This window comes from Rhodococcus cerastii (assembly GCF_033042195.1).
Taxonomy (GTDB): domain Bacteria; phylum Actinomycetota; class Actinomycetes; order Mycobacteriales; family Mycobacteriaceae; genus Rhodococcoides.
Genome location: NZ_JAWLKF010000002.1, coordinates 238357 through 261435, shown reverse-complemented (window position 1 = coordinate 261435; position 23079 = coordinate 238357). Strand labels below are relative to the sequence as shown.

General features: G+C 65.8%; 26 protein-coding genes and 1 riboswitch. Of the genes, 16 read left to right on the top strand and 10 right to left on the bottom strand.

All coding sequences use genetic code 11. The features are described 5' to 3' along the window. Positions 1-111: 111 nt before the first annotated feature. Together sepH and R3P93_RS05525 are read left to right on the top strand one after the other, a co-directional pair. The gene (gene sepH / locus R3P93_RS05530; protein WP_317532577.1) at positions 112-1014 is read left to right on the top strand and encodes a septation protein SepH; all 903 of its coding nucleotides are present in this window, start codon (positions 112-114) and stop codon (positions 1012-1014) included. 92 nt (positions 1015-1106) lie between these two features. After that, the gene (locus tag R3P93_RS05525; RefSeq protein WP_094639387.1) at positions 1107-1868 is read left to right on the top strand and encodes a DUF6928 family protein; all 762 of its coding nucleotides are present in this window, start codon (positions 1107-1109) and stop codon (positions 1866-1868) included. A gap of 102 nt (positions 1869-1970) precedes the next feature. Here the strand turns inward: R3P93_RS05525 and R3P93_RS05520 are convergent, their stop codons facing one another. Further along, positions 1971-2240 carry a DUF2537 domain-containing protein gene (locus R3P93_RS05520; RefSeq protein WP_068047820.1) on the bottom strand — a complete coding sequence of 90 codons (270 nt, stop codon included), beginning with the start codon at positions 2238-2240 and terminating at the stop codon, positions 1971-1973. Beyond that, positions 2237-3040, bottom strand: coding sequence for a TrmH family RNA methyltransferase (locus R3P93_RS05515; protein ID WP_094639386.1), 804 nt, complete (start codon positions 3038-3040; stop codon positions 2237-2239). Before R3P93_RS05515 ends, R3P93_RS05520 begins: the two co-directional genes overlap by 4 nt. 75 nt (positions 3041-3115) lie before the next feature. Here R3P93_RS05515 and R3P93_RS05510 point away from each other — a divergent pair, with 75 nt between their 5' ends. Further along, the gene (locus R3P93_RS05510) at positions 3116-4315 is read left to right on the top strand and encodes a GNAT family N-acetyltransferase (RefSeq protein ID WP_300516945.1); all 1200 of its coding nucleotides are present in this window, start codon (positions 3116-3118) and stop codon (positions 4313-4315) included. A gap of 2 nt (positions 4316-4317) precedes the next feature. Here R3P93_RS05510 and R3P93_RS05505 read toward each other — a convergent pair whose 3' ends face one another. Then, positions 4318-5625 (bottom strand): MFS transporter, encoded by a 1308-nt coding sequence (locus tag R3P93_RS05505; RefSeq protein ID WP_317532576.1) that lies wholly within the window; start codon positions 5623-5625, stop codon positions 4318-4320. A 143-nt stretch (positions 5626-5768) separates the two neighbouring features. On the opposite strand from R3P93_RS05505, the gene R3P93_RS05500 reads away from it, so the two are divergent. The 5 genes from R3P93_RS05500 to R3P93_RS05480 are packed head-to-tail and all read left to right on the top strand — an operon-like array spanning position 5769 to position 9475. Further along, on the top strand, positions 5769-5996 hold the full coding sequence (locus R3P93_RS05500; RefSeq protein WP_176460371.1) for a hypothetical protein: 228 nt from the start codon (positions 5769-5771) through the stop codon (positions 5994-5996). Next, positions 5993-6928, top strand: coding sequence for an ABC transporter ATP-binding protein (locus R3P93_RS05495; RefSeq protein ID WP_300516953.1), 936 nt, complete (start codon positions 5993-5995; stop codon positions 6926-6928). The genes R3P93_RS05500 and R3P93_RS05495 overlap by 4 nt, the downstream gene beginning before the upstream one ends. Further along, positions 6925-7698, top strand: coding sequence for an ABC transporter permease (locus R3P93_RS05490; RefSeq protein WP_149405040.1), 774 nt, complete (start codon positions 6925-6927; stop codon positions 7696-7698). Before R3P93_RS05495 ends, R3P93_RS05490 begins: the two co-directional genes overlap by 4 nt. A gap of 38 nt (positions 7699-7736) precedes the next feature. Beyond that, positions 7737-8873, top strand: a complete 1137-nt coding sequence (locus tag R3P93_RS05485) for a sensor histidine kinase (protein WP_317532575.1) — start codon at positions 7737-7739, stop codon at positions 8871-8873. After that, a complete protein-coding gene (locus tag R3P93_RS05480) occupies positions 8870-9475 on the top strand; it encodes a response regulator transcription factor (RefSeq protein ID WP_269594822.1) in 606 nt (201 codons plus the stop codon). Before R3P93_RS05485 ends, R3P93_RS05480 begins: the two co-directional genes overlap by 4 nt. A gap of 7 nt (positions 9476-9482) precedes the next feature. Here R3P93_RS05480 and R3P93_RS05475 read toward each other — a convergent pair whose 3' ends face one another. Genes R3P93_RS05475 through R3P93_RS05465 form a run of 3 tightly spaced genes read right to left on the bottom strand, consistent with a single transcriptional unit; the run spans position 9483 to position 12744 of the window. After that, positions 9483-10754 carry an MFS transporter gene (locus tag R3P93_RS05475; protein ID WP_317532685.1) on the bottom strand — a complete coding sequence of 424 codons (1272 nt, stop codon included), beginning with the start codon at positions 10752-10754 and terminating at the stop codon, positions 9483-9485. Between the two features lie 57 nt (positions 10755-10811). Next, positions 10812-11240 (bottom strand): Rv0880 family HTH-type transcriptional regulator, encoded by a 429-nt coding sequence (locus R3P93_RS05470; protein ID WP_037188786.1) that lies wholly within the window; start codon positions 11238-11240, stop codon positions 10812-10814. 52 nt (positions 11241-11292) lie between these two features. Beyond that, positions 11293-12744, bottom strand: a complete 1452-nt coding sequence (locus R3P93_RS05465; protein WP_068047858.1) for an NCS2 family permease — start codon at positions 12742-12744, stop codon at positions 11293-11295. 84 nt (positions 12745-12828) lie between these two features. On the opposite strand from R3P93_RS05465, the gene R3P93_RS05460 reads away from it, so the two are divergent. Beyond that, positions 12829-13068, top strand: coding sequence for a DUF2530 domain-containing protein (locus R3P93_RS05460; protein WP_082898832.1), 240 nt, complete (start codon positions 12829-12831; stop codon positions 13066-13068). 140 nt (positions 13069-13208) lie between these two features. Further along, complete coding sequence (locus R3P93_RS05455; protein WP_156516107.1) at positions 13209-13352, top strand: hypothetical protein; 144 nt, start codon at positions 13209-13211, stop codon at positions 13350-13352. On the opposite strand, the gene R3P93_RS05450 is transcribed toward R3P93_RS05455, so the two are convergent. The 3 genes from R3P93_RS05450 to R3P93_RS05440 are packed head-to-tail and all read right to left on the bottom strand — an operon-like array spanning position 13321 to position 17580. Next, entirely contained in the window at positions 13321-13872 is a 552-nt protein-coding gene (locus tag R3P93_RS05450; RefSeq protein ID WP_317532574.1) for a phosphatase PAP2 family protein, read from the bottom strand. The two genes, R3P93_RS05455 and R3P93_RS05450, sit on opposite strands and share 32 nt — an antisense overlap. Continuing rightward, positions 13862-16591, bottom strand: a complete 2730-nt coding sequence (locus tag R3P93_RS05445; protein ID WP_317532684.1) for a sacsin N-terminal ATP-binding-like domain-containing protein — start codon at positions 16589-16591, stop codon at positions 13862-13864. The genes R3P93_RS05450 and R3P93_RS05445 overlap by 11 nt, the downstream gene beginning before the upstream one ends. Further along, positions 16588-17580 (bottom strand): DUF3027 domain-containing protein, encoded by a 993-nt coding sequence (locus tag R3P93_RS05440; protein ID WP_317532573.1) that lies wholly within the window; start codon positions 17578-17580, stop codon positions 16588-16590. Before R3P93_RS05440 ends, R3P93_RS05445 begins: the two co-directional genes overlap by 4 nt. A gap of 41 nt (positions 17581-17621) precedes the next feature. Here R3P93_RS05440 and R3P93_RS05435 point away from each other — a divergent pair, with 41 nt between their 5' ends. The 3 genes from R3P93_RS05435 to R3P93_RS05425 are packed head-to-tail and all read left to right on the top strand — an operon-like array spanning position 17622 to position 20756. Next, positions 17622-18452: a glutaminyl-peptide cyclotransferase gene (locus R3P93_RS05435; protein ID WP_394855257.1), complete on the top strand. Its 831-nt coding sequence runs from the start codon at positions 17622-17624 to the stop codon at positions 18450-18452. A 4-nt stretch (positions 18453-18456) separates the two neighbouring features. Further along, a complete protein-coding gene (locus tag R3P93_RS05430) occupies positions 18457-20247 on the top strand; it encodes an MFS transporter (RefSeq protein ID WP_317532571.1) in 1791 nt (596 codons plus the stop codon). Further along, positions 20244-20756 carry a DUF2771 domain-containing protein gene (locus R3P93_RS05425; RefSeq protein WP_094639375.1) on the top strand — a complete coding sequence of 171 codons (513 nt, stop codon included), beginning with the start codon at positions 20244-20246 and terminating at the stop codon, positions 20754-20756. The genes R3P93_RS05430 and R3P93_RS05425 overlap by 4 nt, the downstream gene beginning before the upstream one ends. A gap of 13 nt (positions 20757-20769) precedes the next feature. Here R3P93_RS05425 and R3P93_RS05420 read toward each other — a convergent pair whose 3' ends face one another. Beyond that, the gene (locus tag R3P93_RS05420) at positions 20770-21186 is read right to left on the bottom strand and encodes a cold-shock protein (RefSeq protein WP_008719325.1); all 417 of its coding nucleotides are present in this window, start codon (positions 21184-21186) and stop codon (positions 20770-20772) included. 197 nt (positions 21187-21383) lie between these two features. Between R3P93_RS05420 and R3P93_RS05415 the strand changes: the two genes are divergently transcribed. From R3P93_RS05415 to R3P93_RS05405, 3 genes are all read left to right on the top strand, one after another. Next, entirely contained in the window at positions 21384-21602 is a 219-nt protein-coding gene (locus R3P93_RS05415) for a hypothetical protein (protein ID WP_082898830.1), read from the top strand. 2 nt (positions 21603-21604) lie between these two features. Next, positions 21605-21979 carry a YccF domain-containing protein gene (locus R3P93_RS05410; RefSeq protein ID WP_037187421.1) on the top strand — a complete coding sequence of 125 codons (375 nt, stop codon included), beginning with the start codon at positions 21605-21607 and terminating at the stop codon, positions 21977-21979. A 276-nt stretch (positions 21980-22255) separates the two neighbouring features. Further along, positions 22256-22456: riboswitch (cyclic di-AMP (ydaO/yuaA leader) on the top strand. 8 nt (positions 22457-22464) lie between these two features. After that, positions 22465-23076 carry a transglycosylase family protein gene (locus tag R3P93_RS05405; RefSeq protein WP_317532570.1) on the top strand — a complete coding sequence of 204 codons (612 nt, stop codon included), beginning with the start codon at positions 22465-22467 and terminating at the stop codon, positions 23074-23076. Positions 23077-23079 lie beyond the last annotated feature (3 nt).

The window sequence follows — 23079 nt, the reverse complement described above, 5'->3', positions numbered from 1 at the left end:
AGGGAAACGATCGTCGGCAGAAGCGATGCGTGTCGGACACCCGCCGAATACGGCAGGTGAACTAGGCTCGAATTCGACGGTATCGCGAGCCGGCGCGATGAGGAGGTCAAGGTGCGGGACTTACGTGTGGTGGGTCTCGAGGCCGACGGAAAGTTCGTCGTGTGCGCAGATCCCAAGACCGGCGACAGATTCCGGCTTCCAGCCGACGACAAGCTCCGCGCGGCCTCACGCGGCGACATCGCTCGACTAGGACAGATTGAGATCGAAATGGACAGCTTGCTTCGGCCCAAGGAAATTCAGGCCCGTATCCGCAGCGGAGCGACCATCGAACAGGTTGCCGCCGACTCCGGAATGGCCATCAGTCGCGTCGAGGTGTTCGCTCACCCGGTGTTGCTCGAACGCTCGCAGGCCGCGTCGATGGCTCAGGCCGGTCATCCGCTGCGCCACGACGGCCCGGCCGTGCAGACCCTGCTCGAGATCGTCACCCTCGCTTTCCGCGCTCGCGGCCACAATCTCGACGACGCGGCGTGGGACGCCTGGCGCGACGAGGACAACAAGTGGGTCGCGCAGCTCAAGTGGCAGGCGGGCCGCACCACCAACAAGGCGCACTGGCAGTTCCTGCCCGACGGCCACGGCGGCACCATCAGCCCGCTCGACGACACTGCTCACGAGCTGATCGATCCGGACTTCGGACGCCAACTGCGCGGCCTGGCACCGGTGCGCGCACTGACGTCCGCCGAGGACTCCGACGACGACGAGACCTCGCAGCAGAGCTTCGACGAGTACTACGGCACCACCGCCGACAGCGAGATCGACGCCGAGACCATCGAGGTCGAGGTGGACGATGCGCCCACTCCCGAGCCCGAACAGCCGCGCGAGACGGCGACCAGGGAGCCCAGGCCCGCACCCAAGCCTGCAGCCGGTCACACCAGCGGCAAGGACAAGCGCGGCAAGCCGGCCATGCCGTCGTGGGAGGACGTCCTGCTCGGCGTTCGCAGCAGCGGTCACAACTGAGTTCTACTGTGACCGATGTGCCGCGCGGTGCAGAACCGCCGACGCTCACACCGTAGGCTTCCCAGGAAGTAACGGAGAGAGAGGTGCCGGTAGTGGGGGCCAAAGCATCAACCATCTGGTACGTGGACGCACCGGATCCCATTTCTGTACTCCGAGAGGCCACCACCTCGGATTGGAACGCTGCGACCGCACTCGTCGGACGTCTGTACCCCCACCTGACGGCAGTGCCCCTCGGACAGGGCCCGATATCGACCTCGGCAGGCGTGGACGACGATCACGTCTTCATCGGTTGCTACCCCGGCGTCACCGTGGTCTGCGGATCCAATCTCGCGGTGCCCACACCGTCGACGCTTCCCGAATCCTTCACTCGCCCGCTGGCGTCCGAGCACACCTACCTCGTCGCCTCGGATCCCCAACACGCCTGGGGTGCGTTCGCGTACTGGGAACGCGGCGAATTCCGCCGATCCTTCAGTGCCACTCCGGTGTACATCTACGAGGACGCAGGCCTGCCACTGGTGTGGGAGCGATCGTTCTGGGCCGGTGAGCATCCGCTGATCTATCCGCCCGGAGTGATGCCGGATCCGCAGTCGCTGCCGTTCCACCCTCAGGAATTCGCCGAGGCAGCCAACGCCGAGTGGCTCGGATTCCGCTACACCGGCGCACCACACGCGGACGAATTCGATCCGAACACCCTGCCGGTCTGCGGCTTCACGATGTACGTCCCGGGGCAGGAACCACCGCCACCGAACCAGCAGAACCGAAGCTCGAACGGCCGTGGCGCACAGGAACCGATGCCCGACGCCCCCGACGAGCAGGCACCGCGACCGAAGAAGCGTTGGTTCTCGCGCAAATAGAGGCTCGGGTGGGCACCGTTGCACGCAACCACCGCTGATCGACGGGATTCCGCCGAATGTCGCCGGTAGTGCGCAACTGTGCCCGGTGTCGGAGACCGACTGCTAGAACGCCAGCGCCGCCAGTGCCACGAAGCTCAACATGGAACCGATACCGGCTCCGTACACGGCCCAGCGCCACACCGGTATCGCGAGCCATCGCATGACCGTCGGTGCCGCACCCGCGACGACGATGATGTTCAGACCGATCGCGAGCAGCGGGTGAATTCTGGCCAGTTCCAGACCGAAGGTCGTCAGTGCCACACCGACGAGCGCCGCCGAGATCACGGCGATCGGGATTCCGGTCCAGCGGACGTCCGGGTCGTGGTCGGTCACGTGAGGCGCACGCGTTCGTAGAACCCCATCGCGGCGGCGGTCGCAACATTGAGTGAGTCGGTGCCGGGAGCCATCGGAATGCGCGCGCGAATGTCCGTGGCGCGCATGGCATGTTCGGTCAGACCCGGCCCCTCCGCGCCGAGCAACAACGCCACCTTCTCCCCCGTCATCGCCGCCGCCAGCGACACCGCCGTGGGATTGGGCGTGAGCGAGATCAGCTGAAAGCCGTGTGCGCGAACGCGATCGAGGCCGCGCGGCCACTCGGGCACCTTGGCGAACGGCACCCGCAGCACATGCCCCATCGATACCCGCACCGACCGTCGATAGAGCGGATCCGCGCACGCGGCCCCGAACAGCACGGCATCCACGCCCAAGCCGGCCGCGTTTCGGAACATCGACCCGAGATTCTCGTGATCGTTGACGCCCTCGAGAATCGCCACCGTCTTCGCGTCGGCCAACACCTCGTCGAGATCGAGGGCAGGCGGCCTGTTCGCCGCCGCCAGCACACCACGATTGAGATGGAACCCGACGACCTCGGCCATCACCTCCGCGGACGTCCGGTAGAACGGGACGTCCGAATCCGCCAGATCGTCGCGCAACGCGTCGAGCCGTCGATCCACGCCCAGCAGGCTGATCATCGGGAAGCGCGAGGTCAGCAGTCGCTGCGCAACCAACACACCCTCGGCGATCACCAATCCCTTGCCCTCGGGCAGGTCGGGCCGCCGATCCGACGAGTTGAGATCGCGAAAATCGTCCAGCCGGGGGTCGGAGGGGTCGTCGACATCGATTACATGAACCACCCGCTCATCTTGTCACCCGGCATTTCTGACGGTCCGTCGGCGAAGGCCTCCCTCTGTATGGAAAAGTAAAGAGTGATGACTACCGACGAATCGATCACCATCCGCACCGCCACCGACGACGACTGGGATGCCGTCGCGCTGCTCGACGCCCACGCATTCGGCGAGCACCAGAACGCCGAGGATCTGGCCGAGACGCAGATCCTGACCCAGTCCGAGCACGTGTACCTGGCGTGGGACGGCGAGACCCCGGTGGGTGTGGCCATGCATTTCCCGATGTCGGTCACCGTTCCCGGTGGTGCGCAGGTCGAGGCGTCCGGAGTCTCCTGGGTATCGGTTGCGCCGACGCATCGTCGACGCGGCATCCTGCGATCAATGTTCACCCAGCAGCACCGCGCTCTGAACGACGCAGGCGCACCGCTGTCCCTGCTCACGGCCAGCGAGGCGACGATCTACGGACGCTTCGGCTACGGGCCGATAACCGAGGAGATCAGCGTCTCGATCGACCGTCGATTCGCGCAGTTCCGCAAGGATGCTCCCCCGGCGACCGGTGTGCGGCTGATCGAATCGGCCGAGGCCGCCGAACTGCTCCCCGACATCTACCACCGCTGGCAGCAGCAGACGGCAGGCGCGCAGCCCAAGCCGCCGATCCGCTGGGAGCGGTTCTTCGCCGACCGAGAGAACCGACGCGGCGGACTGACGGCTCTGTTCTTCATCGTCCATCCCGACGGTTACGTCGCCTACCGACGCGGACGCAACCCCAGCCGGGTGGTGGTACAGGAATTCATCGCGGTGACCGATGCCGCCTACGCCGCGCTGTGGCAGATCCTCGTCGGGGTAGACCTGGTCGACACCATCGAGGTGCAACAGTCACGAGACGAAGCCCTGCCGTTCCTGCTGACCAACAACCGACTGCCGAAGGTCACCGGACACCACGACGCACTGTGGGGCCGCATCATGCACGTCGAGGCAGCGCTCGAGGCACGCACCTACGCTCTCGACACCTCGTTGATCATCGCTGTGCGAGATCCCTTCCTCGATGCGGGCGGTACCTATTCGCTCACCGTGACCGACGGCCGAGCCACCTGCACCCGGGTGGAATCCGAACCGGACATCGAACTCGACATCGACGTGCTCGCGAGCATCTACTTCGGCACCCATCGCGCCCGCTTGTTCGCCGCGGCCAACCGCCTCACCGCACGCAACGACGCGTCACTGCACGCATTGGACCTGACGTTCGGAACCGCGCGCCCGGCCGTCATGGGTTGGGGTTTCTAGACCTACCTGTTCGGCGCATCGAGTGCGGTGGCCGAGCCGCCGTGCATCCAGAGCGCCGCGCCCAGGGTCACCGAAAGCAGCACCGTCACGTAGGCGATGAACTCGACACTGCCGCCACCGCTGGTGGCGTGATAGATCAGCGGTGCCGTACCTCCGAAGAGGGAGTTCGCCACGGCGTAACCGAAGCCGACGCCCAGCGCACGAATGTGCGCTGGGAACACTTCGGCCTTGGCGATGCCGTTCACCGACAGGTAGCACGTGAGGACGAAAAACGCGCACACCAGGATGACGAAGACCGCCGGCGGTGACGTCACTTTCGTGGTGGCCAGCACCAGCACTCCGGTCGCCGGTATCCCCAGTGCCCCGAATACGACGAGGAGCGGCTTTCTTCCGATGCGGTCGCTCAGTGCGCCGCCGACCGGCTGCAGCACCATCAACACCACGAAAGCGGCGAACACGAGACCGGTCGCAACGAGCTCTCCTCTGGCACCGTCCGCAGCGAAGAACGTCTCGCGAACGACAGAGGGCACCGTGACGGTGTAGGTGTAGAACGCGGCACTCCCGCCTGCGGTCAACAAGAACACCCAGACGAGCGGACGCCAGTGATCGCGGAACAGCGCCCTCATCGTGGCGTCTCGGTCCGCGCTCGGTGCTCCCGGTTCACGAGGCGCACGATCGAGTCCGCGAGCCCACCACAACGAGGCGAGGCCCGCCGCGCCTCCCGCGGCGAAGGCGAGGCGAAAGCCCCATTCGGAGATCGCCGCGCGGTCCGTGCTCGCGAGGAGTACGAGCAGACATGCCTGCGCGAGCACGAGGCCGCCGACGATGGTCGCGGCCTGGAAGGAGGCGAAGAACCCCCGATGCCCTCGCGTGCCCGATTCGGAAAGCAGCACCGTCGCCGCCGCGTACTCGCCGCCGGTTGCGATGCCCTGGACGATGCTCACGACGGCGAGGATCACCGCGGCCCAGGCCCCGATCGCGTGGACGGTGGGAGTCAGTGCCAGAGCGACCGATCCGGCCGACATCAGCGTGACCGCAGCGACGAGCGCGAACTGTCGGCCTCGCACGTCCGCGAGCCTGCCGAACAGCCACGACCCGAGCGGCCGCACGACGAAGGTCAACGCGAAGAGTCCGTAGACGTACACGAGTGAATTGGTCGAAGCCGGATCGAAGAACTCGGTCCGAAAGTACGGCGCGAACGTCGCGTAGAGGTACAGGTTGAACCACTGCACCAGGTTCGGTACCGAACCCGCCAGAATGACGCGTACCTGCGTACGACGGTCGGGGCTCACCGGCTCGGTGCGATTCACGTGCTGAAAATACCCGAACTCCCGGCATACCGGGCGCTGTCGAGAGCACATGACTTTTGTCATGGCCGGACCGTGACGGTGTCACTGCAGATGATGATGCGCTGCACTGTTTTCGGTGATCCCGGCCCAGCAGACTTCTAGTCATGAAGCAACCAGACGAAGGAAACCTGTTCACCGATCTGATGGAGCTCGGGCCGGCTCCGACGATGGCACGTGAGATCGTCGTCATCGTCATCAGCATCGCGATCGTCGCGGTGCTGTTCGCAATCGTCGGTACGTCGCTCCCGGCGTTCGTCGCTCTCGGCGTCATCGTCGCCTTCATGGGCGTGCGGTTCGTCATCGGACTCCGCCACTGGGAGAAGCAATCATGACCATCATCGAAGTCGATGGCATGACTCGCCGCTACGGTTCGGGCAAGAACGCTTTCGAGGCCGTGAAGGCGCTCGATCTGAAGGTCGCAGAGGGCGAACTGTTCGGCCTACTGGGTACCAACGGTGCCGGCAAGACGTCCACTCTCGAAGTGATTCAGGGACTTTCACGGCCGAGCGAGGGCACTGTGCGGATTCTGGGAATGGATCCGGTGTCCGACCGCCGTAAGGTCCGACCGTCTCTGGGCATCATGCTGCAGAAGGGCGGCCTGCCCCAGGATCTGACCACCGCGGAGAGCCTGCGCATGTGGGCGGGCACGTGCAGCAATCCGCTGCCGACGGACGAGGTGCTGGGGCGCGTCGACCTGGCCGACCGCGCCGATACCCGGGTCAAGTTTCTCTCCGGCGGCGAGCAGCGCAGGCTGGATCTGGCGTGCGCCATCATCAGCCGCCCACGAGTGCTGTTCCTGGACGAACCGACCACCGGACTCGATCCCGAAAGTCGCCGCAACACATGGCATCTGATCCAGGAGCTGAAGAACTCCGGCGTGACGATCATGCTGACGACGCACTACCTGGACGAGGCCGAGTCGCTGTGTGACCGGCTGGCGATCATGCACCGCGGCGCAGTCGTTCGCAGCGGAACGGTCGACGAGGTGGTCGCCGACCATCCGGCGAAGATCGAACTGAAGGCCCCGGGCACGGCGTTGCCGTCACTGCCGGGTACCGACATGGACGTCTCGGGAGACACCGTCTCGATCCGGACGTCCTCGGTACAGGACACGCTCACCGACTTGCTGGTGTGGGCCCGCACCAACGGGGTGACCCTGCACGGACTCGACGCCCGAGCGGCATCACTCGAGACCGTATTCCTCTCCATCGCAGACGAATTCGACAATCCAGACTTCACAGACCAGAAGGTGATGAGCGCATGAGCACGATGACCGCACTGTCACGAGCAGAGTTCACCCTGCTGGGACGCAACCGAGTACTGCTGTTCAACGCGATCGTCATGCCGTTGATCTTCCCCATCGCCCTGCTGATCGTGGGAAGCCGCAGCGACGACGGATTGACCGACGCAGGCGTCGGAGCCGCACTCGAGATCTTCGCGCTGTTCCTGCTGGTGTTCATGGTCTACTACAACATGCTCTCGGTCTACGCCACTCGCCGAGACGAGTTGGTACTCAAACGACTTCGCACCGGAGAGAGTTCGGATGTGCAGATCCTGCTCGGACCGGCCATCCCCTCGCTGATACTCACCGTCGTCCTCGGCCTGATCGTCGGAGCAGTGGTGCTGGCCTTCGGCGGACCCGTTCCCACCAACGCGCTACTGGTCGCGGCCGCCCTGTTCGGCGGTGCTGCGCTGTTCGCCGCACTGGCGTTGATCACGTCGGCGTTCACCCGCAATGCAGAGGCGGCGCAGATCACCAGCTTGCCGGTGATCCTGGTCGCCATGGCCGGCTCCTCACTGCTTCGTGATGCCCTCCCCGACTCGTTCGGCAGGGTGATAGAGCTGACCCCGATGGCCGCGGTCTCGGATCTGCTGAACCTGGGCTGGTTCGGCACCACCACGCCGGGCGACGCGTCCATCGGCTTCGCCGCCACGTTCACCGAAGCCGGCATGCCGCTGCTGGTGATGCTCGCCTGGATCGTCGGCAGTCTCCTGATCGCCCGCACGCACTTCCGTTGGGAACCGCGGTCCTAGATCGCGTCATTCGTCGACCGTCTGCAAGGCTGGAGATCATGAAGTTGCACCAGTACCTCAATCCACTGCACGGCTGGAACGACAGCAGTGCAGTGGACAAGGTGCGCGTCTACACCCGCCAGTCGTTCCTGCTCATCTCCGTCGGTGTCGCCGTCGGTGCGATGCTGACATCTCTGCAGTACGACGACTATCGGTCGATGGCGGCAGCAGCAGTGTGTGCCGCCGCCACTTTCGTGGTTGTGCAGCGCACCCCCGCACTCGGCGGCGAGTCGACGGCCGACCCACGAATCCCGTTGGCAATCGTGGCGGTCGCCGCCGTGGTGCTGGTAGCCGGAGGGACCACGAGCAACGCAATCTGGGCCGCCGTACTCGTCACCACTGCGGTCGCGACCCTGATTCCGTTGCGTTGGTCCCTCGCGGCGGCTGTGGCCGCTGCTCTGCTCGCGGCGGCTCTGGGAACCCCGGCGGTGGACACCGTGATCCTCGGCATCTTCATCGCCTTCATGGCCTTCACGGTGCAACTGTCGGCGTGGCTGCTGCGCATCGTCACCGAACTCGACGCCACCCGCGCCGCCGCTGCCGCACTCTCGGTTGCCGAGGAGCGTCTGCGATTCTCGCGAGATCTGCACGACGTCGTCGGACGCGCACTCTCCGCGATAGCGGTCAAGAGCGAACTCGCCGCAACGCTGGCTCGCCGCGGTGACGATCGAGCGGCGGGCCAGATGGACGAGGTTCGCATCCTGGCCCAGGAATCCATGGCCGACGCTCGAAAGCTGGTTCGCGGCTACCGATCGGTCGATGTGGCGTCGGAACTCGACGGGGCTCGATCCCTGCTGTCGGCTGCAGGTATTTCCACCGAACTGGTCGGTGAGACCTCGGTTCTGTCCGAGCGCGCGGCCGAGGCGGCCGCCTGGGTGGTCCGTGAGGGAGTGACGAACATCCTGCGCCACTCCACCGCCACCTATTGCCGAATCGAGCTGACCGACAACAGCATTCGCCTGACCAATGACCACCCCAGTCCATCGTCCGGCCGCGACGACGGCACCGGCCTGAGCGGGTTGCGCGAACGATTGGTCGCAGTCGGAGGATTGCTGAACACGGAGAAGACGAGCGAGGAATTCACCCTCACTGCGACGTTACCGACATCGCCCCAGAAGCCGAGGACCACGCCATGATTCGAGTTCTACTGGCCGACGACGAGAATCTCATTCGTTCGGCGCTTGCGACCATGCTCGACCTGGAGGACGACATCGAGATCGTCGGGCAGGCCGACTCCGGCGAGAAGGCGTTGACCGTCGCGGCCTCTCTCGCCCCCGATGTGGCCGTGCTCGACCTGCAGATGGGCGGGATCGACGGCATCGAGACGGCCCAGAAGATCGCCGAGACGCTGCCCGCGTGCGCGTCGATCATCGTCACCAGCCACGGTCGGCCGGGCTACCTCAAGAAGGCGCTCGAAGCGGGCGTGCGCGGGTTCCTCCCCAAGACCACCTCGGCTGCCACCCTGGCCGAGGTGGTGCGCACCGTGCACGGCGGCGGGCGCTACGTCGACCCCACTCTGGCCGCGGAAGCCATAGGAGCCGGAGACTCTCCCCTCACCCCGCGCGAGGCCGATGTGCTCGAGTTCGCCGCCGACGGCGCGTCGATCGCGGAGATCGCACGGCGGGCCCATCTTTCACCTGGCACCACCCGCAACTACCTGTCCGCTGCCGCTGCGAAACTGGGGGCAGCGAACCGGCACGAGGCATGCGCTCTCGCTCGACGCCACGGCTGGATCTGACTCACCCTCACACCTTCGTGCTCACGGCGACGGTATCGAGGGTGGGGAGCCGATGACCGTCAGCGGGCCGTACCACGGTGATCCGCAAATTGTTGTGCCGCAGTAGATACACGGCCGCGAAGAGGCCGGTCGCCAGAGAGATGGCCCCGCCGAACAGCAACGGTGCCCGCGGATCCAAGGCGTCGGCGAGCCAACCGAGAACCGGACTGCCCAGCGGAGTGCCGCCGAGGAAGCACAGCATGTAGATGCCCATCACGCGTCCGCGCATGTCGGACGGCACCGACATCTGCAGAATGTTCATCGCCGACGTCGTGAACGTCAAAGTCAGGGCACCGGTGGGTATCAGCAGCAGCGCGACGAGCAGGTAGTTGGGCATCAACCCGACGATCAACTCGAAGGCACCGAATGCGATGACGGCACCGATGAAGAGCCGCAGTCGCGGCGCGCTCGCCCGCCGGGCAGCCAGAGTCGCTCCGGCCAAGGTACCGACCGCCAGCGTCGTCGAAAGCAGTCCGTAGGCGTCCGCTCCGCTACCGAACGTGTTGCGCGCCAACACCGACAGGCTCAGCGGAAAGTTGAGGCCGAACGTCGAGACCATGAAGACCGTGGCCAGCAGTACTCGTAGATCACCGCGCCCCCAGACGTACCGAAACCCCTCGCGCACCTGCCCTTTGGCGCGTGGGGTCGGTTCGACGCGGAAGAGCTGACCGACGTTCATCGCCACGAGGGCACCGAACACCGCCGCGAACGACACGGCATTGATGAGGAACACCCAGCCGGTGCCGACGAGGGTGATGAGCACTCCGGACACGGCAGGCCCGACGATGCGCGCCATGTTGAAGGTCATCGAGTTCAACGCGATCGCATTGGCGAGGGTCTCTTTGCCGACCATCTCGATGGTGAACGACTGCCGCACCGGAGCGTCGATCGCGGACGAGCAGCCGAGGATGAACGCGATGACGTAGACGTGCCACAGCTCGACCATCCCCCCGACGTCGAGCACGCCGAGCACCAGACCGCATACCGCGGCGAAGACCTGGGTGATCATGAGCAGCTTGCGCTTGTCGTATCGGTCTGCCAGGACCCCACCCCAGACCGAGAGGAACAGTGTCGGCCCGAACTGCAGGGCCATGACGATACCGACGGCGAAGCCGTTGCCGCCGGACAGCGTCAGAACGAGCCAGTCCTGAGCAACCCGCTGCATCCACGTGCCGACCAGCGAGACGATCTGCCCCGACGCCCACAATCGGTAGTTGTGAGTCTTCAGGGCGGCGAACATCGTCGAGCCGGAGGTACGGGAAACAGGGGCCACCGTTCAGATAATAAACCTAGGTAACTACTCGGAGTCGCTCACGAGGGCCCCGATGATCGTCACCGCGTCACGGAGTGTGTCGAGCTGCTCGGGTCCGAGGCCTGCGAGCTGCGCGGTCATCCACGCTTCACGGGCGCTGGCCTCGTCGGCGATCAGTTCTCGACCGGCCGGTGACAGCGAGACGATCACCTGCCGCCCGTCGGTGGGATGTGGGGTGCGCGCCACCAGGCCGAGTTCGGCCAACGATGCGATCACCCGCGTCATCGACGGCGGTTGTACCTTCTCTCGCGCGGCCAAAGCACCCGGCGTCATGTCACCCTCCCGACTCAGCGTGGCCAGAGCCGACAGCTGAGTGAGCGAGACTTGCGAGTCCACTCGCCTACCCCGAAGGTGGCGAGTCAGCCTCACCACCGCAAGCGACAGGTCGCTTGCCAATTCCCGATTGTCCTTCATTACATTTCCCGACGTCACAGCGCAGAGAATACGCCCTGGAACCGACCCTGCATCATGTAACCGCCTCGGTGATGGGTCCGACGGCGAAATATGCGACGAACAGCAACGCCACGATCCACAACAGGGGATGGACCGACTTAGCCCGACCGGAGCCGACGGCGAGTATCACCCAGGTGATGAAACCGACGCCGATCCCGTTGGCGATGGAGTAGGTGAAGGGCATCACCACGATGGTCAGGAAGGCAGGCAACGCGTAATCGAAGCGCCGGAAGTCGATGTCGAGAACCTGCCCGATCATCAGCGCACCCACCACGACCAGTGCCGGAGCGGCCGCTTCGATCGGAACGACGGCCGTGAGAGGGGTGAAGAACATGGCCAACAGGAAGAGCAATCCGGTGACGACGTTGGCCAGTCCGGTACGCGCACCCTCGGCGATTCCGGAAGCCGATTCGACGAACACGGTGTTCGACGACGCCGACGCACCACCACCCACGATGGCTCCGGCCCCTTCGACGACCAGGGCCTTGCCGATGTTCGGCAGTTTCCCGTCCTTGTCCAGTTTCGCTTCCTTGCCCAGACCGGTCATCGTGCCCATCGCGTCGAAGAAGTTCGCGAGCACGAGCGTGAACACCAGCAGGCTGGCGGCGAGCACGCCGATGCGCGTGAACGCTCCGAACAGATCGACGTTGCCCACCAACGACAGATCGGGAGACTGAATCAACTCGGTGGGCAGCTGCGGAACCGACAGGTTCCAGCCCTTGGGGTCGACGCCGTTCGACGGACCCACGTCGGTGACGGCCTCGACGATCGCCGCCAGCACCGTCGTCACCACGATGCCGATCAGCAGACCTCCGCGCACCTTGCGCACCACCAGCACACCCATCAGCAACAACCCGAACACGAAGATCACCGTCGGCCACGACGCGATGGACCCGTCGATGCCGAGCCCGACGGGAACCGTCGTGCCCGCGGCGTCGGGGATGCGGCGAACGAACCCGGAGTCGACCAGTCCGATGAAGGCGATGAACGCGCCGATGCCGGCGGCGATCGCAGCCTTGAGCTCGGCCGGGATCGCGTTGAACACCGCGGTGCGGAATCCGGTCACCGCCAGAAGAACGATGATGATGCCGTCGATCACGACCAGCCCCATCGCCTCGGGCCACGTCACCTGCGGTGCGATCGTCACGGCGAGCAGTGTGTTGATACCCAGGCCTGCTGCGATGCCGAAGGGATAGTTGGCGATGATGCCGAACGCGATGCTCATGAATCCGGCCACCAGCGCTGTCACGGCGGCGACCTGGGCGACCGGCAGGATGTTGCCGAGCACGTCGGTCTTGGCGGCCGCGTCGTCGGCGGAGAAGCTGCCCAGGATCAGCGGATTGAGGACGACGATGTAGGCCATGGCCACGAAGGTGACCACTCCTCCTCGGACCTCGGATCCGACCGTCGAGCCTCGTTCGGTGATCTTGAAGTAGTTGTCGAGTAGCCGCGACGACAATTGCATGAGCGAACGATAAAGCACACCGAAGCACTTGGGTAACCGCAACGGCGCAGCCGAGACACGCAGCAGTGGCGTAACTTGAGTTTCGTGGCCGACCTCCCCCAGATTCCGCGCAGCCTCACCGATCCGGTGCCGGTGTTGGCGATCGGCATCCTCGGCTGGATCCTCGCGCTGGTGGTGTTCACCGCCACCGGAGGTGGGGGCGGCGACGCACTGGCCACGTGTTGGTGCGGCATCGCAGTCGGTGCCGTAGGGTTCGGAATCTTCCTGATGCAGAGAGCGGCGTCACGTCGCGGGAGCAAAACCGCCCAACGCGGCCTCGATTGAGATCAGAATCACGTTAGCCCGGTCACCACAGGTCTCTGACGTGGGCAAACTAACCCCTCAACCGGTTGAGTAACACAAAGTTAACGTGGACCATGGGTTATGTCAGATAAAACAACCTCTTGATCCACGAAAGCCAGGCCATGAAGCTCGTCTCTCAGTACCGCACTCGCCGCAACCACGTCCGCTCGCTCCGCGCCCTCTACGCACGCGCCAACGCTGTCTCCAGCCCGGCCATGCGCGACGAGCTGCTCGTCATCGCACAGCGCTCGGATTTCTCGCGCTGATCAGCCTGACGGCATAGATCCAACCCAGCCCCCACAGGGCACCGAACACCCAGCCGGCCAGCACATCCGTGGTCCAGTGCGCACCCAGGTAGATCCGAGAGAATCCGATCAGCAGGGACGCGACCACAGGTAACACGAGCAGTACCGGCCGATGCAGCCACGGAGTGGACGATCGCAGCATCACCGCGATCGCCACCGTGGCAAGCACCATCGACATCGTCGCGTGGCCCGACGGAAACGAATGGCTCGCAATGTCCACCAGCCGCTCCGGAAGCGGTGGACGCTCCCGCGCGAACGCGAACTTCAGCGCATTCATCAGACCCCATCCGGTCAGCATCGCGCCCGCGATCACGACGGCATCCGATCTGCGTCCGACGCGAAGCAACGCAACGACGCCCACCGCGGACAGCAGAAACATCGACACCGTGTTGCCGAGCGTGGTGATGATCCAGAACATCGTCGTGACCCACCCGACTCGATGCTCGACCATCCAGTCCAGGATCACACCGTCAAACCCCACGAGGTCGCTCCCAACTTTCCGTGCAATGGACCGTTCCATCAGCGGTCACCCACCACGGGACTGTCCGCTCGCCGCTCACGTCACCGGACAGCCGCACCACGAGTTCGCGATGCACCACCACCCCGCCGGACGGCAGCGGTAATCCCATGACCGCACAGGCCGATACGGCTCCGGGTTCACGATCCCAGGAGCTGACCCGTCCCACTCCCAGCACTTCTCCGCTGATCGCCTCCGACGCAGACCTGATGTCGAGAACGTCGGCCAGGGCCGCAGCGGTGTCCATGTCCGAGAGCACGGCGACCTCCGGTGGTACAACGCTCGCCAGCCACGGGGCGTCGATCACCAGCGCATCCGATGCGTCCACGACTGCGCCGCCGAGCGTGCGGACACGATCCGGGGGATCGATGTCCGAGACCTCGATGCGCCGCTCCACCACAGCGGTGGCGATGAGCGTGTGGGTTCGCGCGATCACCGCAGGGGTCGGACTCCGCTGTGGATCCGACAGCGCTGCCAGCAGCACGCGAGCAGTATCGGCGCTGTCGCAGATCGACGCGCTGAGCACCGCCTGTAGTTCGTCGGCACGCGGATGATCCAGTGGATCGAGCAACCCGGCGAACGTCTCGTCCGACGGTGCCCGAAAGCTCATCGGACGCGAACCATGCACTCGCGCATGGCGTCCGATCCACCACGCGGTGTAGCCGTCCCGATCGGCCAGTGCCGCACGGGTGCTCGGGTCGTCCAACAGTACGGTCAGCGCATCGAACCAGCCGTCCGATCGAACGAGGTCGAGATCGCGAACCGCGAGGAGTGTTTCCGGCTCCTCGGACAGACTCGACCACCATGCGGACTCGTCGTCGAGATCGTGATCCGGCCCGGTCGGCAGTTCGTCACGCACCACCGAGAACCCCCACCCGACGCCCACTGCTCGCAGCGCCCGCTCACCGAACCTGGCCACCACCGCAGGCGCGAGCACACCGAACGGCGAATCCTGTATCAGCAGATCCGCCAACGGCGCTCCGGGAAGCAACAATTCGTCGGCGCTGCGCAATTCACCCTCGTCGTCTTCGAGGGGCAGACCGCCGAGCCAACCGGGTAGTTCGCCCGCCTCTGCCGCCAGCGCGAGCACGGCCGAGACCAGACCGTCGACCTCCTCGCTCTCGTCCCAGTCGAGATCGTCCAGCGCAGCCTCGAGCGCCGGGTCGGTGAGCAGCTCGGTCGCAGTCGCGTCGCGGGCACCCAGACGCGACAGCAGCGGACTCACCGACTCCGGGTGCACCAACCTGACCCAGGTGACCGCAGCCGAGGCGTCGGAGCCGATCGCCGTCGTCCGCGGACCGGTCACCGTGCGACCGTCCGCGAGTGGAACAGGCAGCGCAGCAAGCTCTTCCGCAGCCACACCGTCGACCACGAGTGGGGCCAACGCGTCGAACAGTCGCCGCCACCAACTCGGCTCGCGATCGAGCCCACCGACCATCTCCGCCAGCCTCGCCAACCCGATTCGGTGCACACCCACTGCCGCGAGCGCCGACGCATGTCGTGCACCCGACAGTGATGCGTCGACCAGATCGGGTACGACACCTGTCAGCACCTCGGTGAGTTCCTCGGTGGCGTCGGCGACGACGTTCGCCCGCTCGGGCACCAGATCGCGGGCGTCGACACCGGGAAGCCATGGTGCGCAGGACAGTCGACGAAACACGAGTTCACGCAGTGCGCCGTCGACCTCACTGCGGGCGAATCCGACCTCGGGCACGAACGACACCCTGGATGCGGCAGGTAGCGAGGCCACGAAGTCCACGTACCCGTGCGCTACCGCGTCGAACGAGACACCTGGCAACACGCGTCGCCGATCGGGCTGCATCGGCACATCGGCAATGACCAACGCGGGCAACGACAGTAGCTCGTCCGAACGAGTCGGAGCGCGTAACACATCGGGCGCCGCGGGAACGGGCAGACCGTCGACGACCGGAGCGAGCCAACGGGCGGCCGGGGTGGTGAACTGCCGCCAGGTTCGCGCACCGATCGTGATCTCGGACGAATGGTCGTCCAATTCGGTTCTGCTGCAGTCGATCACGACGCCGTCGATCTCGATGGAGTTCAACGCCTCCAGTTCGAGCAGCAGGTCGACGGCCTCGTCCACAAATCCTGCCGCGAACGAATCCGCCGCCACATCGGCTCGCAATGTCAACACGATCTCGGTGTCGAAGCCGTCGGCCGGCGAATCCACGACCGGCCATGCGAGCCGCAGCACCGGCGCGCCGGTGTCAGGCAAGGGCATGCCTCGCTCGGTCATCGCCTCGAGCGTGCGCCGTGCGCTGAACGCCACGCCGCCGCCACGGGAACGCAGCTCGATCTCGTCGGACACCGAACGCACTGCGGTGAACCCGACCCCGAACTGCCCGACGCCCGGGTCCGTCGAGCCCTTGGCCGAGGCCCGCAGCGCCGTGAGGGCGTGCACGCCCGAGACATCGAGCGCTGCACCGGTATTGGCGACATGCAGAGCACCGAACTCATCGGTCCACACGGCCAGCCGACCCGGGACGCCGGCGCGCTGCGCGGCGTCCGCCGCGTTCTGCGCCAGCTCGGTCAACAGACGATCGCGGTAACCCCCGCGCACCAGATCGGACTCGGACGCCGAGTCCTCCCGAAGCCGGGTGGGAGAAGAACCCCACGCCGCGAGAATCGACTCCCGCAGCGACCCGGTGTCGAACGGATCGATCAGCTCGGAGATGCCGAAGCTTCTTCCTGCGCAGCACGATCGGTCGTGCTCGACGCATCATCGGCGACGGGTTCGGCCTCGTCGACCGCAACGACCTCGTCAGCCGGCTCTTCGGAGGCAGTCTCTTGTGGAGTCACCGACGCCTCCGGGGCAGCCTCGTCCGTGTCGGCCGTCTCGACGCCGTCGGTTGTCTCGGCAACAGCAGCAGGCTCGACCGGAGCGACCGGCGACGCGATGACGTCGAGTGCCGCGTCGTCGTACGGCTCGAATTGCGGCGATCCGGCTCCGGTGGGGAGTTCGGTGTCCGAATGAGCTCCGCAGCCGTACTCGGCGTGCACCACGTGTCCGTCGGCCGCGAATTCGTTGCCGCACACCCCGAATGCGGCGGACATCGACCCGGCGATGGGGAGGTAGAAGCCACACAGCCCGCAGGTCGACGGCGCAGCCTTGGCCATCTCGGTATCGGGCCCGAAGTCGCCGTCGTGCCAACGCTGCGCGGCGTCGAGGCGTCCTTCGAGGCTGATGACCTTGCTTCGGCCGAGGCCGATCTCGCCCGCCACCTCGTCGATGGCGGGGTCACCGGATTCGACGTACCCGGGAACGAGCCGGGGATCGTCCTGGCGCGGAGACAGCAGATCGCCGGGGCCCAGGTCGCCGGGACGGATGCGCTCGTCCCAGGGCACCCAGGTCGGTGCCACGAGAGCGTCGGGGCCCGGCAGCAGAACCAGCTCACTGACCGTGGCGTGATCCGCGTCCTCCGGGGCGGCGACCACGACGGCCCACTGCCATCCGCGGTACCCCTCGAGATCGCTGGCGAACCGGTGCGTGGCCGCGCTGGCGTCTTCGGCGGTGACCCCGAGGTACTCGCCGATACCGCCCTCTCCCAGGTCGAGCAGAGCCTGCCGCGCGAGGTCCACGGCATCGGCCAAGACGGGGCGGATGGAATCGAGCTCTGGAGAAGATACGAAACTCACACATTCAGTTTGCCGCATCGGCTCGGTGACGCCCAGTTCGGGCTGCCATCATGGGTGCAATGACCGTCCGTGCTCGCACCTACGCTGCCCTCGTGGCCTCGCTGCTGGCCGTGTCCGCCTGTTCGTCGACGACGCAGCCGACCCCGGTGACGTCCGACTCGGTTCCGACACTGACCACCGAGATCCTGCGCGAATACGACCGTGGCAACGACGCATTCACTCAGGGCTTCGAGATCGACGGCGACGTGCTCTACGAGGGCACCGGATTGGAAGGCTCCTCGTTCGTCAGGCGGACGTCGCTCGAGACCATGACCGAACTCGATCGCGTGGATCTGCCGTCCGACCTGTTCGGCGAAGGCATCACCGTCGACGGCGACACGCTGTGGCAGATCACCTGGCAGGACGGTGTCGCGATCGCCCGAGACCGGGACACTCTGACAGAACGACGCCGAGTGAACTACGAGGGCGAAGGCTGGGGGCTGTGCACGCAGACGCCGGACAACCGCCTCGTCATGAGCGACGGCTCGTCGACCCTCACCTTCCGCGACCCCACGTCGTTCGAGGCCGAGGGCACCGTGAACGTCACACTCGACGGCAATCCGGTGGAGCGCCTCAACGAACTCGAATGCGCCGACGACGGATCGGTGTACGCCAACGTGTGGCAGACGTTCGACATCATGCGCATCGACTCCGAGACCGGCGCGGTGACGGCCGTCATCGACGGCACCCCACTGTGGGATTCGATGTCGGACTCCCAACGAGGGGGTGCCGACGTGTTCAACGGCATCGCGCAGATCCCCGGCACCGACCGGTTTCTCGTGACCGGCAAATACTGGCCCACGATCTTCGAGGTGCGATTCACCGATACCGCGCCGGTAGGACAGAATTGACACCGTGACCGATCCACGTCTCCCCCACACCCCACCGGGTGCGGACGACCCACACCAGGATCACTCCGCGGGCTCCGCTCACGACCCCGAGCAGAACGATGCTCCTGACCGACCCGGTCACTCCGCAGGCTCCACTCCTGACCGACCCGGTCACTCCGCAGGCTCCGCTCCTGACCCACTCGAGCACCCCGGTCTGGCCAACTACCCGGCCGCAACTCCTGTGACTGCCCATGTTCCGAGCCGCCGCGAGCCGTTGCCGCCGTTGCACCCGCCGCGTACCGAGCAGATCACCGCGGCACGCGGCAAGGCCGGCGCACGCAAGCCGCCGCCGATGCCCAAGAAGCTGACCGTCACCCGCGTCGCCGCCATGCGTGGACGCGAGCTGACCGGCAAGGGAATCGCATCGTTTCAGCGAGCCGCGAAGGCCGACGGTGCCGACAAGTCCGGTCTGACAGCACTCACGTACGCGACCATGGCGAACTTCGCATCGGATGCCGCGTTGGCGATCGCATTGGCCAACACGCTCTTCTTCTCCGCCGCCACCGGTGAGGACAAGACCAAGGTCGCGCTGTATCTCGTCATCACCATCGCGCCGTTCGCGTTGATCGCCCCGCTCATCGGTCCGCTGCTGGACCGATTGCAGCAGGGCCGACGCATCGCGCTCGCCACGTCCTTCGGGTTGCGCACCGTGTTGGCGGTGGTGCTGGTGTTCAACTTCGACAGCTGGGTGTTGTATCCGGCCGCGCTCGGCATGCTCGTCCTGAGCAAGTCTTTTGCGGTGCTCAAGAGCGCGGTGACTCCACGGGTACTGCCGCCGGAGATCGACCTGGTCCGCGTCAACTCACGTCTGACGGTGTTCGGTCTGCTCGGCGGCACCATCGCGGCCGGGGCGGTCGCCGGCGGCATCGCATTCGTCGCGGGTTCGCCGGGAGCCCTGTGGTTCGTCGCCGCGATCACCGTGCTCGGTGCCTACCTGAGCATGCGCATTCCGTCCTGGGTGGAGATCACCGAGGGTGAAGTGCCCGCAACCTTGAGTTACCACGCCGATCAGCACGGTGATCGCGATTACGCCGGAAGCGGGGCTCCCACCGAGAACCTCCGCCGCACGCCCCCGTCGCCCCCGGCGTCGAGCAGCGCCAAGAACCGCAGACAGCCCTTGGGCCGGGCGGTCATCGTCGGGCTCTGGGGCAACGGCACCATCCGGATTCTCACCGGCTTCCTGACGCTCTACATCGCGTTCGTCGCCAAATCCCGTACCGAACACGAGCCGCTTCAGCAGGCCGCGATGCTCGGACTCGTCGGAGCCGCCGCCGGTCTCGGCAACTTCTCGGGCAACGCGCTCGGAGCCAGGATCAAGCTCGGCCGGCCGTCCCTGGTGGTTCTTCGCTGCACCCTCGCAGTCACGGTCGTGGCCGTCGTCGCCGCGGTCACCGACAGCCTGCTCACCGCAGCGGTGGCAGCGCTCGTCGCGTCGAGCGCCAGTGCACTCGCCAAGGTCTCCCTCGACGCGTCCCTGCAGGCCGATCTGCCGCCGGAATCGATCGCGTCGGGATTCGGCCGATCGGAAACCGTCATGCAGCTGTGCTGGGTCCTGGGCGGCACGCTCGGCGTGCTGCTCCCCACCGAGTACTGGCTCGGTTTCACCGTGGTCTCGGTGTTGCTTACGATCGGGCTCGTGCAGACATTCCTCACCTACCGCGGCAGATCACTTCTGCCCGGCTTCGGCGGCAACCGCCCCGACCACGTCGAACAAGAAGTGTCCGACGGTTCCTTCGGCGAAAACGTGACCAAGTGAATCTCGCTCCCCGCACCAAGAAGATCGCGGCCCTGGTCGCCGCAGGTCTGCTCGTCGTCGCCGTTGCGTTCGTCGCGGTACTCGCGCTGCTGATCGGGAACGCGCCGGACAAGGAACCGACCGTCTCCGCCTACGCCAACGGGCGAGCCGTCGACGTGGAGCCGTACCTGTACTGCGCCGTCAGCGACCCGCTGTGTACCAACGTCGGAGAAACAACCGAGATCCAGGTCGGCAAGGCCCCGACGGTGCAGCTCTCGCTTCCCGAGGCCGTCTACTCGGCACCGTGGGTGCTCGCCCTGGTCTACGGCGACGACAGCGGAAACGTCGTGGAGGACAGCGCGTTCAACGAACCGGGAACCAGGCTCAGCGTCACGGTGCCCACCACGGACGACAGCGGCCGAACCCTGCTCGGGATCGAAGTGCGTCTGCCCACCGGCATCATCGACACCGACACCAATCAGGAGGGCTTCGTCAGCCACGCCATCTGGTCGATCGGCACGCTGCCGTAGGTCGTTCCCGAGATCAGCTGTCGAGCTCGCGGGCGACGGCCCGGACCACCTCGGAGATGCGTTGCGCGATCTTGCGGTCCGGGTACTTGCCCTTGCGGAGCTCGGGCTGCACCGTCGCTTCGAGCAGCGTGATCATGTCCTCGACCATCCCGTGCAGCTCGTCGGGAGTGTGCTTGCGCTCGACGGGTTCGCGGCGGGTGCTGCCGGTGTTCTGACGCACCGACGGCGCCGGCTCGAGCACCTTCAGGCTCAACGCCTGCGGTCCGCGACGGCCTGCGGCCATCCCGAACTCGACTCGCTGACCGGCTTTGAGGCCCTCGACGCCCTCGGGCAGCGCCGAGGAACGCACGTAGACGTCCTCGCCTTCCTCCTGCGAGAGGAATCCGAATCCCTTGTCGACGTCGTACCACTTCACCTTGCCGGTCGGCACTGAGCTCACCCGTTCATCTGTTGCTGTGACAGTTGCGTTGTCCGTGGGACCGATGTTCGGCCCGCACAAGTTTCGCGCCCCACGAGGACGTAGGACGCGAATACACCAGTCTAGCGCGGTGAGCCCGGATAGAGCATTCGAGTTGTTCACCGCACCGCGCTCTTCACAGCGTCGCGATTCGCACTACCGTGGTCGATGTGGACACAACGACCCGTAAGAGCAGCACCGCTCTGCTGCGCATCGCGCTGGCCCTGTTCGCGATCGGCCTCGTCGCCATCGTCGCGATCCTGATGTTTCCGATCTTCTCCGACGCGAAGCCCCCACTCGGGCTCTACCTGACGGCCATGTTCTCCGCGCCGACCGGCTTCGTGCTGGCGCTGGGGTACGCGCTGGCATCCGGACGACGGGCGCGCTGACCATGCGGTTGATACTGAACGTCATCTGGCTGGTCTTCGGCGGCCTGTGGCTGGCACTGGGCTACTTCCTCGCCGGGCTGCTGCTGTGCATCCTGATCGTGACCATTCCGTTCGGCATCGCGTCGTTCCGCATCGGCGTCTACGCGCTGTGGCCGTTCGGGTCGACGATCGTCGACAAGCCGGGGTCCGGATCCGGTGCGCTCGTCGGAAACGTGCTGTGGCTGATTCTGGCCGGTTGGTGGCTGGCCCTGACCCACGTGGTCACCGCCGTCGCGATGGCGATCACCATCATCGGCATCCCGTTGGCGATCGCGAACCTGAAGATGATCCCCGTGTCCCTGATGCCCCTCGGCAAGGACATCGTTGCCGTTCGGTGACCTCCGGAACCGGTTCCCGTCGATGTGACTTCCATCACATCACGCTCCGGTAACGGACAGGCAACGGACAGAGGTTCAATGCCCGGCACGTCCACTAGCTGGGCCGACTCGAGCGACCCGAAAGAGGTACAAAATGTGCTCTCGGCGACGCCCCGAAATCGACAGTTACCAAATAGTGACGTAAGGCGGGAATTTCAGTACGGTCAGCAGCGGCCGGAAAGTTCGGCCGAATTCCGGCCCGCAGCGCCAAACCTCGTCCCGCGGGAACCGGAACACCCTCGACGATCACCCAGGGGACGAGGACGGGGGACCCACGTCCTCCACGGACAACCGGGAAGTTGTAGCGACTCACGAAGCCGCACCGACTTCCCTTGGGGTGAAGCCCAATTGCCCACTCGCAGGAGTGTGTGAGACGGCCGGGCTACCTCTCAGCCCGAACCCGACAGCTGACCTCGCAGGCGCGTGTGGAGAGGATTTCAACTCGTATGAGCGGACGTCATCGCAAGCCGAGCACCACTGGCAAGACCGTCGCAAAGGTCGCAGTCACCGGAGCCATCATGGGCACCGCGAGCATCGCCTTCACCGGTACCGCGAACGCGGCACCGGATTCCGACTGGGACCGCCTGGCACAGTGTGAAGCCGGCGGCAACTGGGGCATCAACACCGGCAACGGCTACCAGGGTGGGTTGCAGTTCTCCCCCAGCACCTGGAACGCGCACGGCGGCCAGCAGTACGCGGCCACGGCCAACCAGGCCAGCCGTGAAGAGCAGATCGCAGTCGCAGAGAAGGTCCTCGACTCGCAGGGCTGGGGCGCATGGCCGTCCTGCTCCTCGAGCCTCGGCCTGAGCAGCGCGCCCACCGAGCGCAGTGTTCCGGTCACCCCCAAGGCACCGGAAGTTCCCGCGTTGCCCGACCTGACGTCCATCCCGGCAGTCGACAACTCGGCCGAGGTCGTCGAGGGCATCGTCACCGCCGTACAGAACCTCACCAACGATCCGCAGATCGCCTCGTTCGTGCAGAACGCGGCTCAGGGCATCCAGCTCGATCCTCAGATCGTGAACTTCTACCAGGCCAACAAGGCGTTCCTGCCCCAGTAAGCG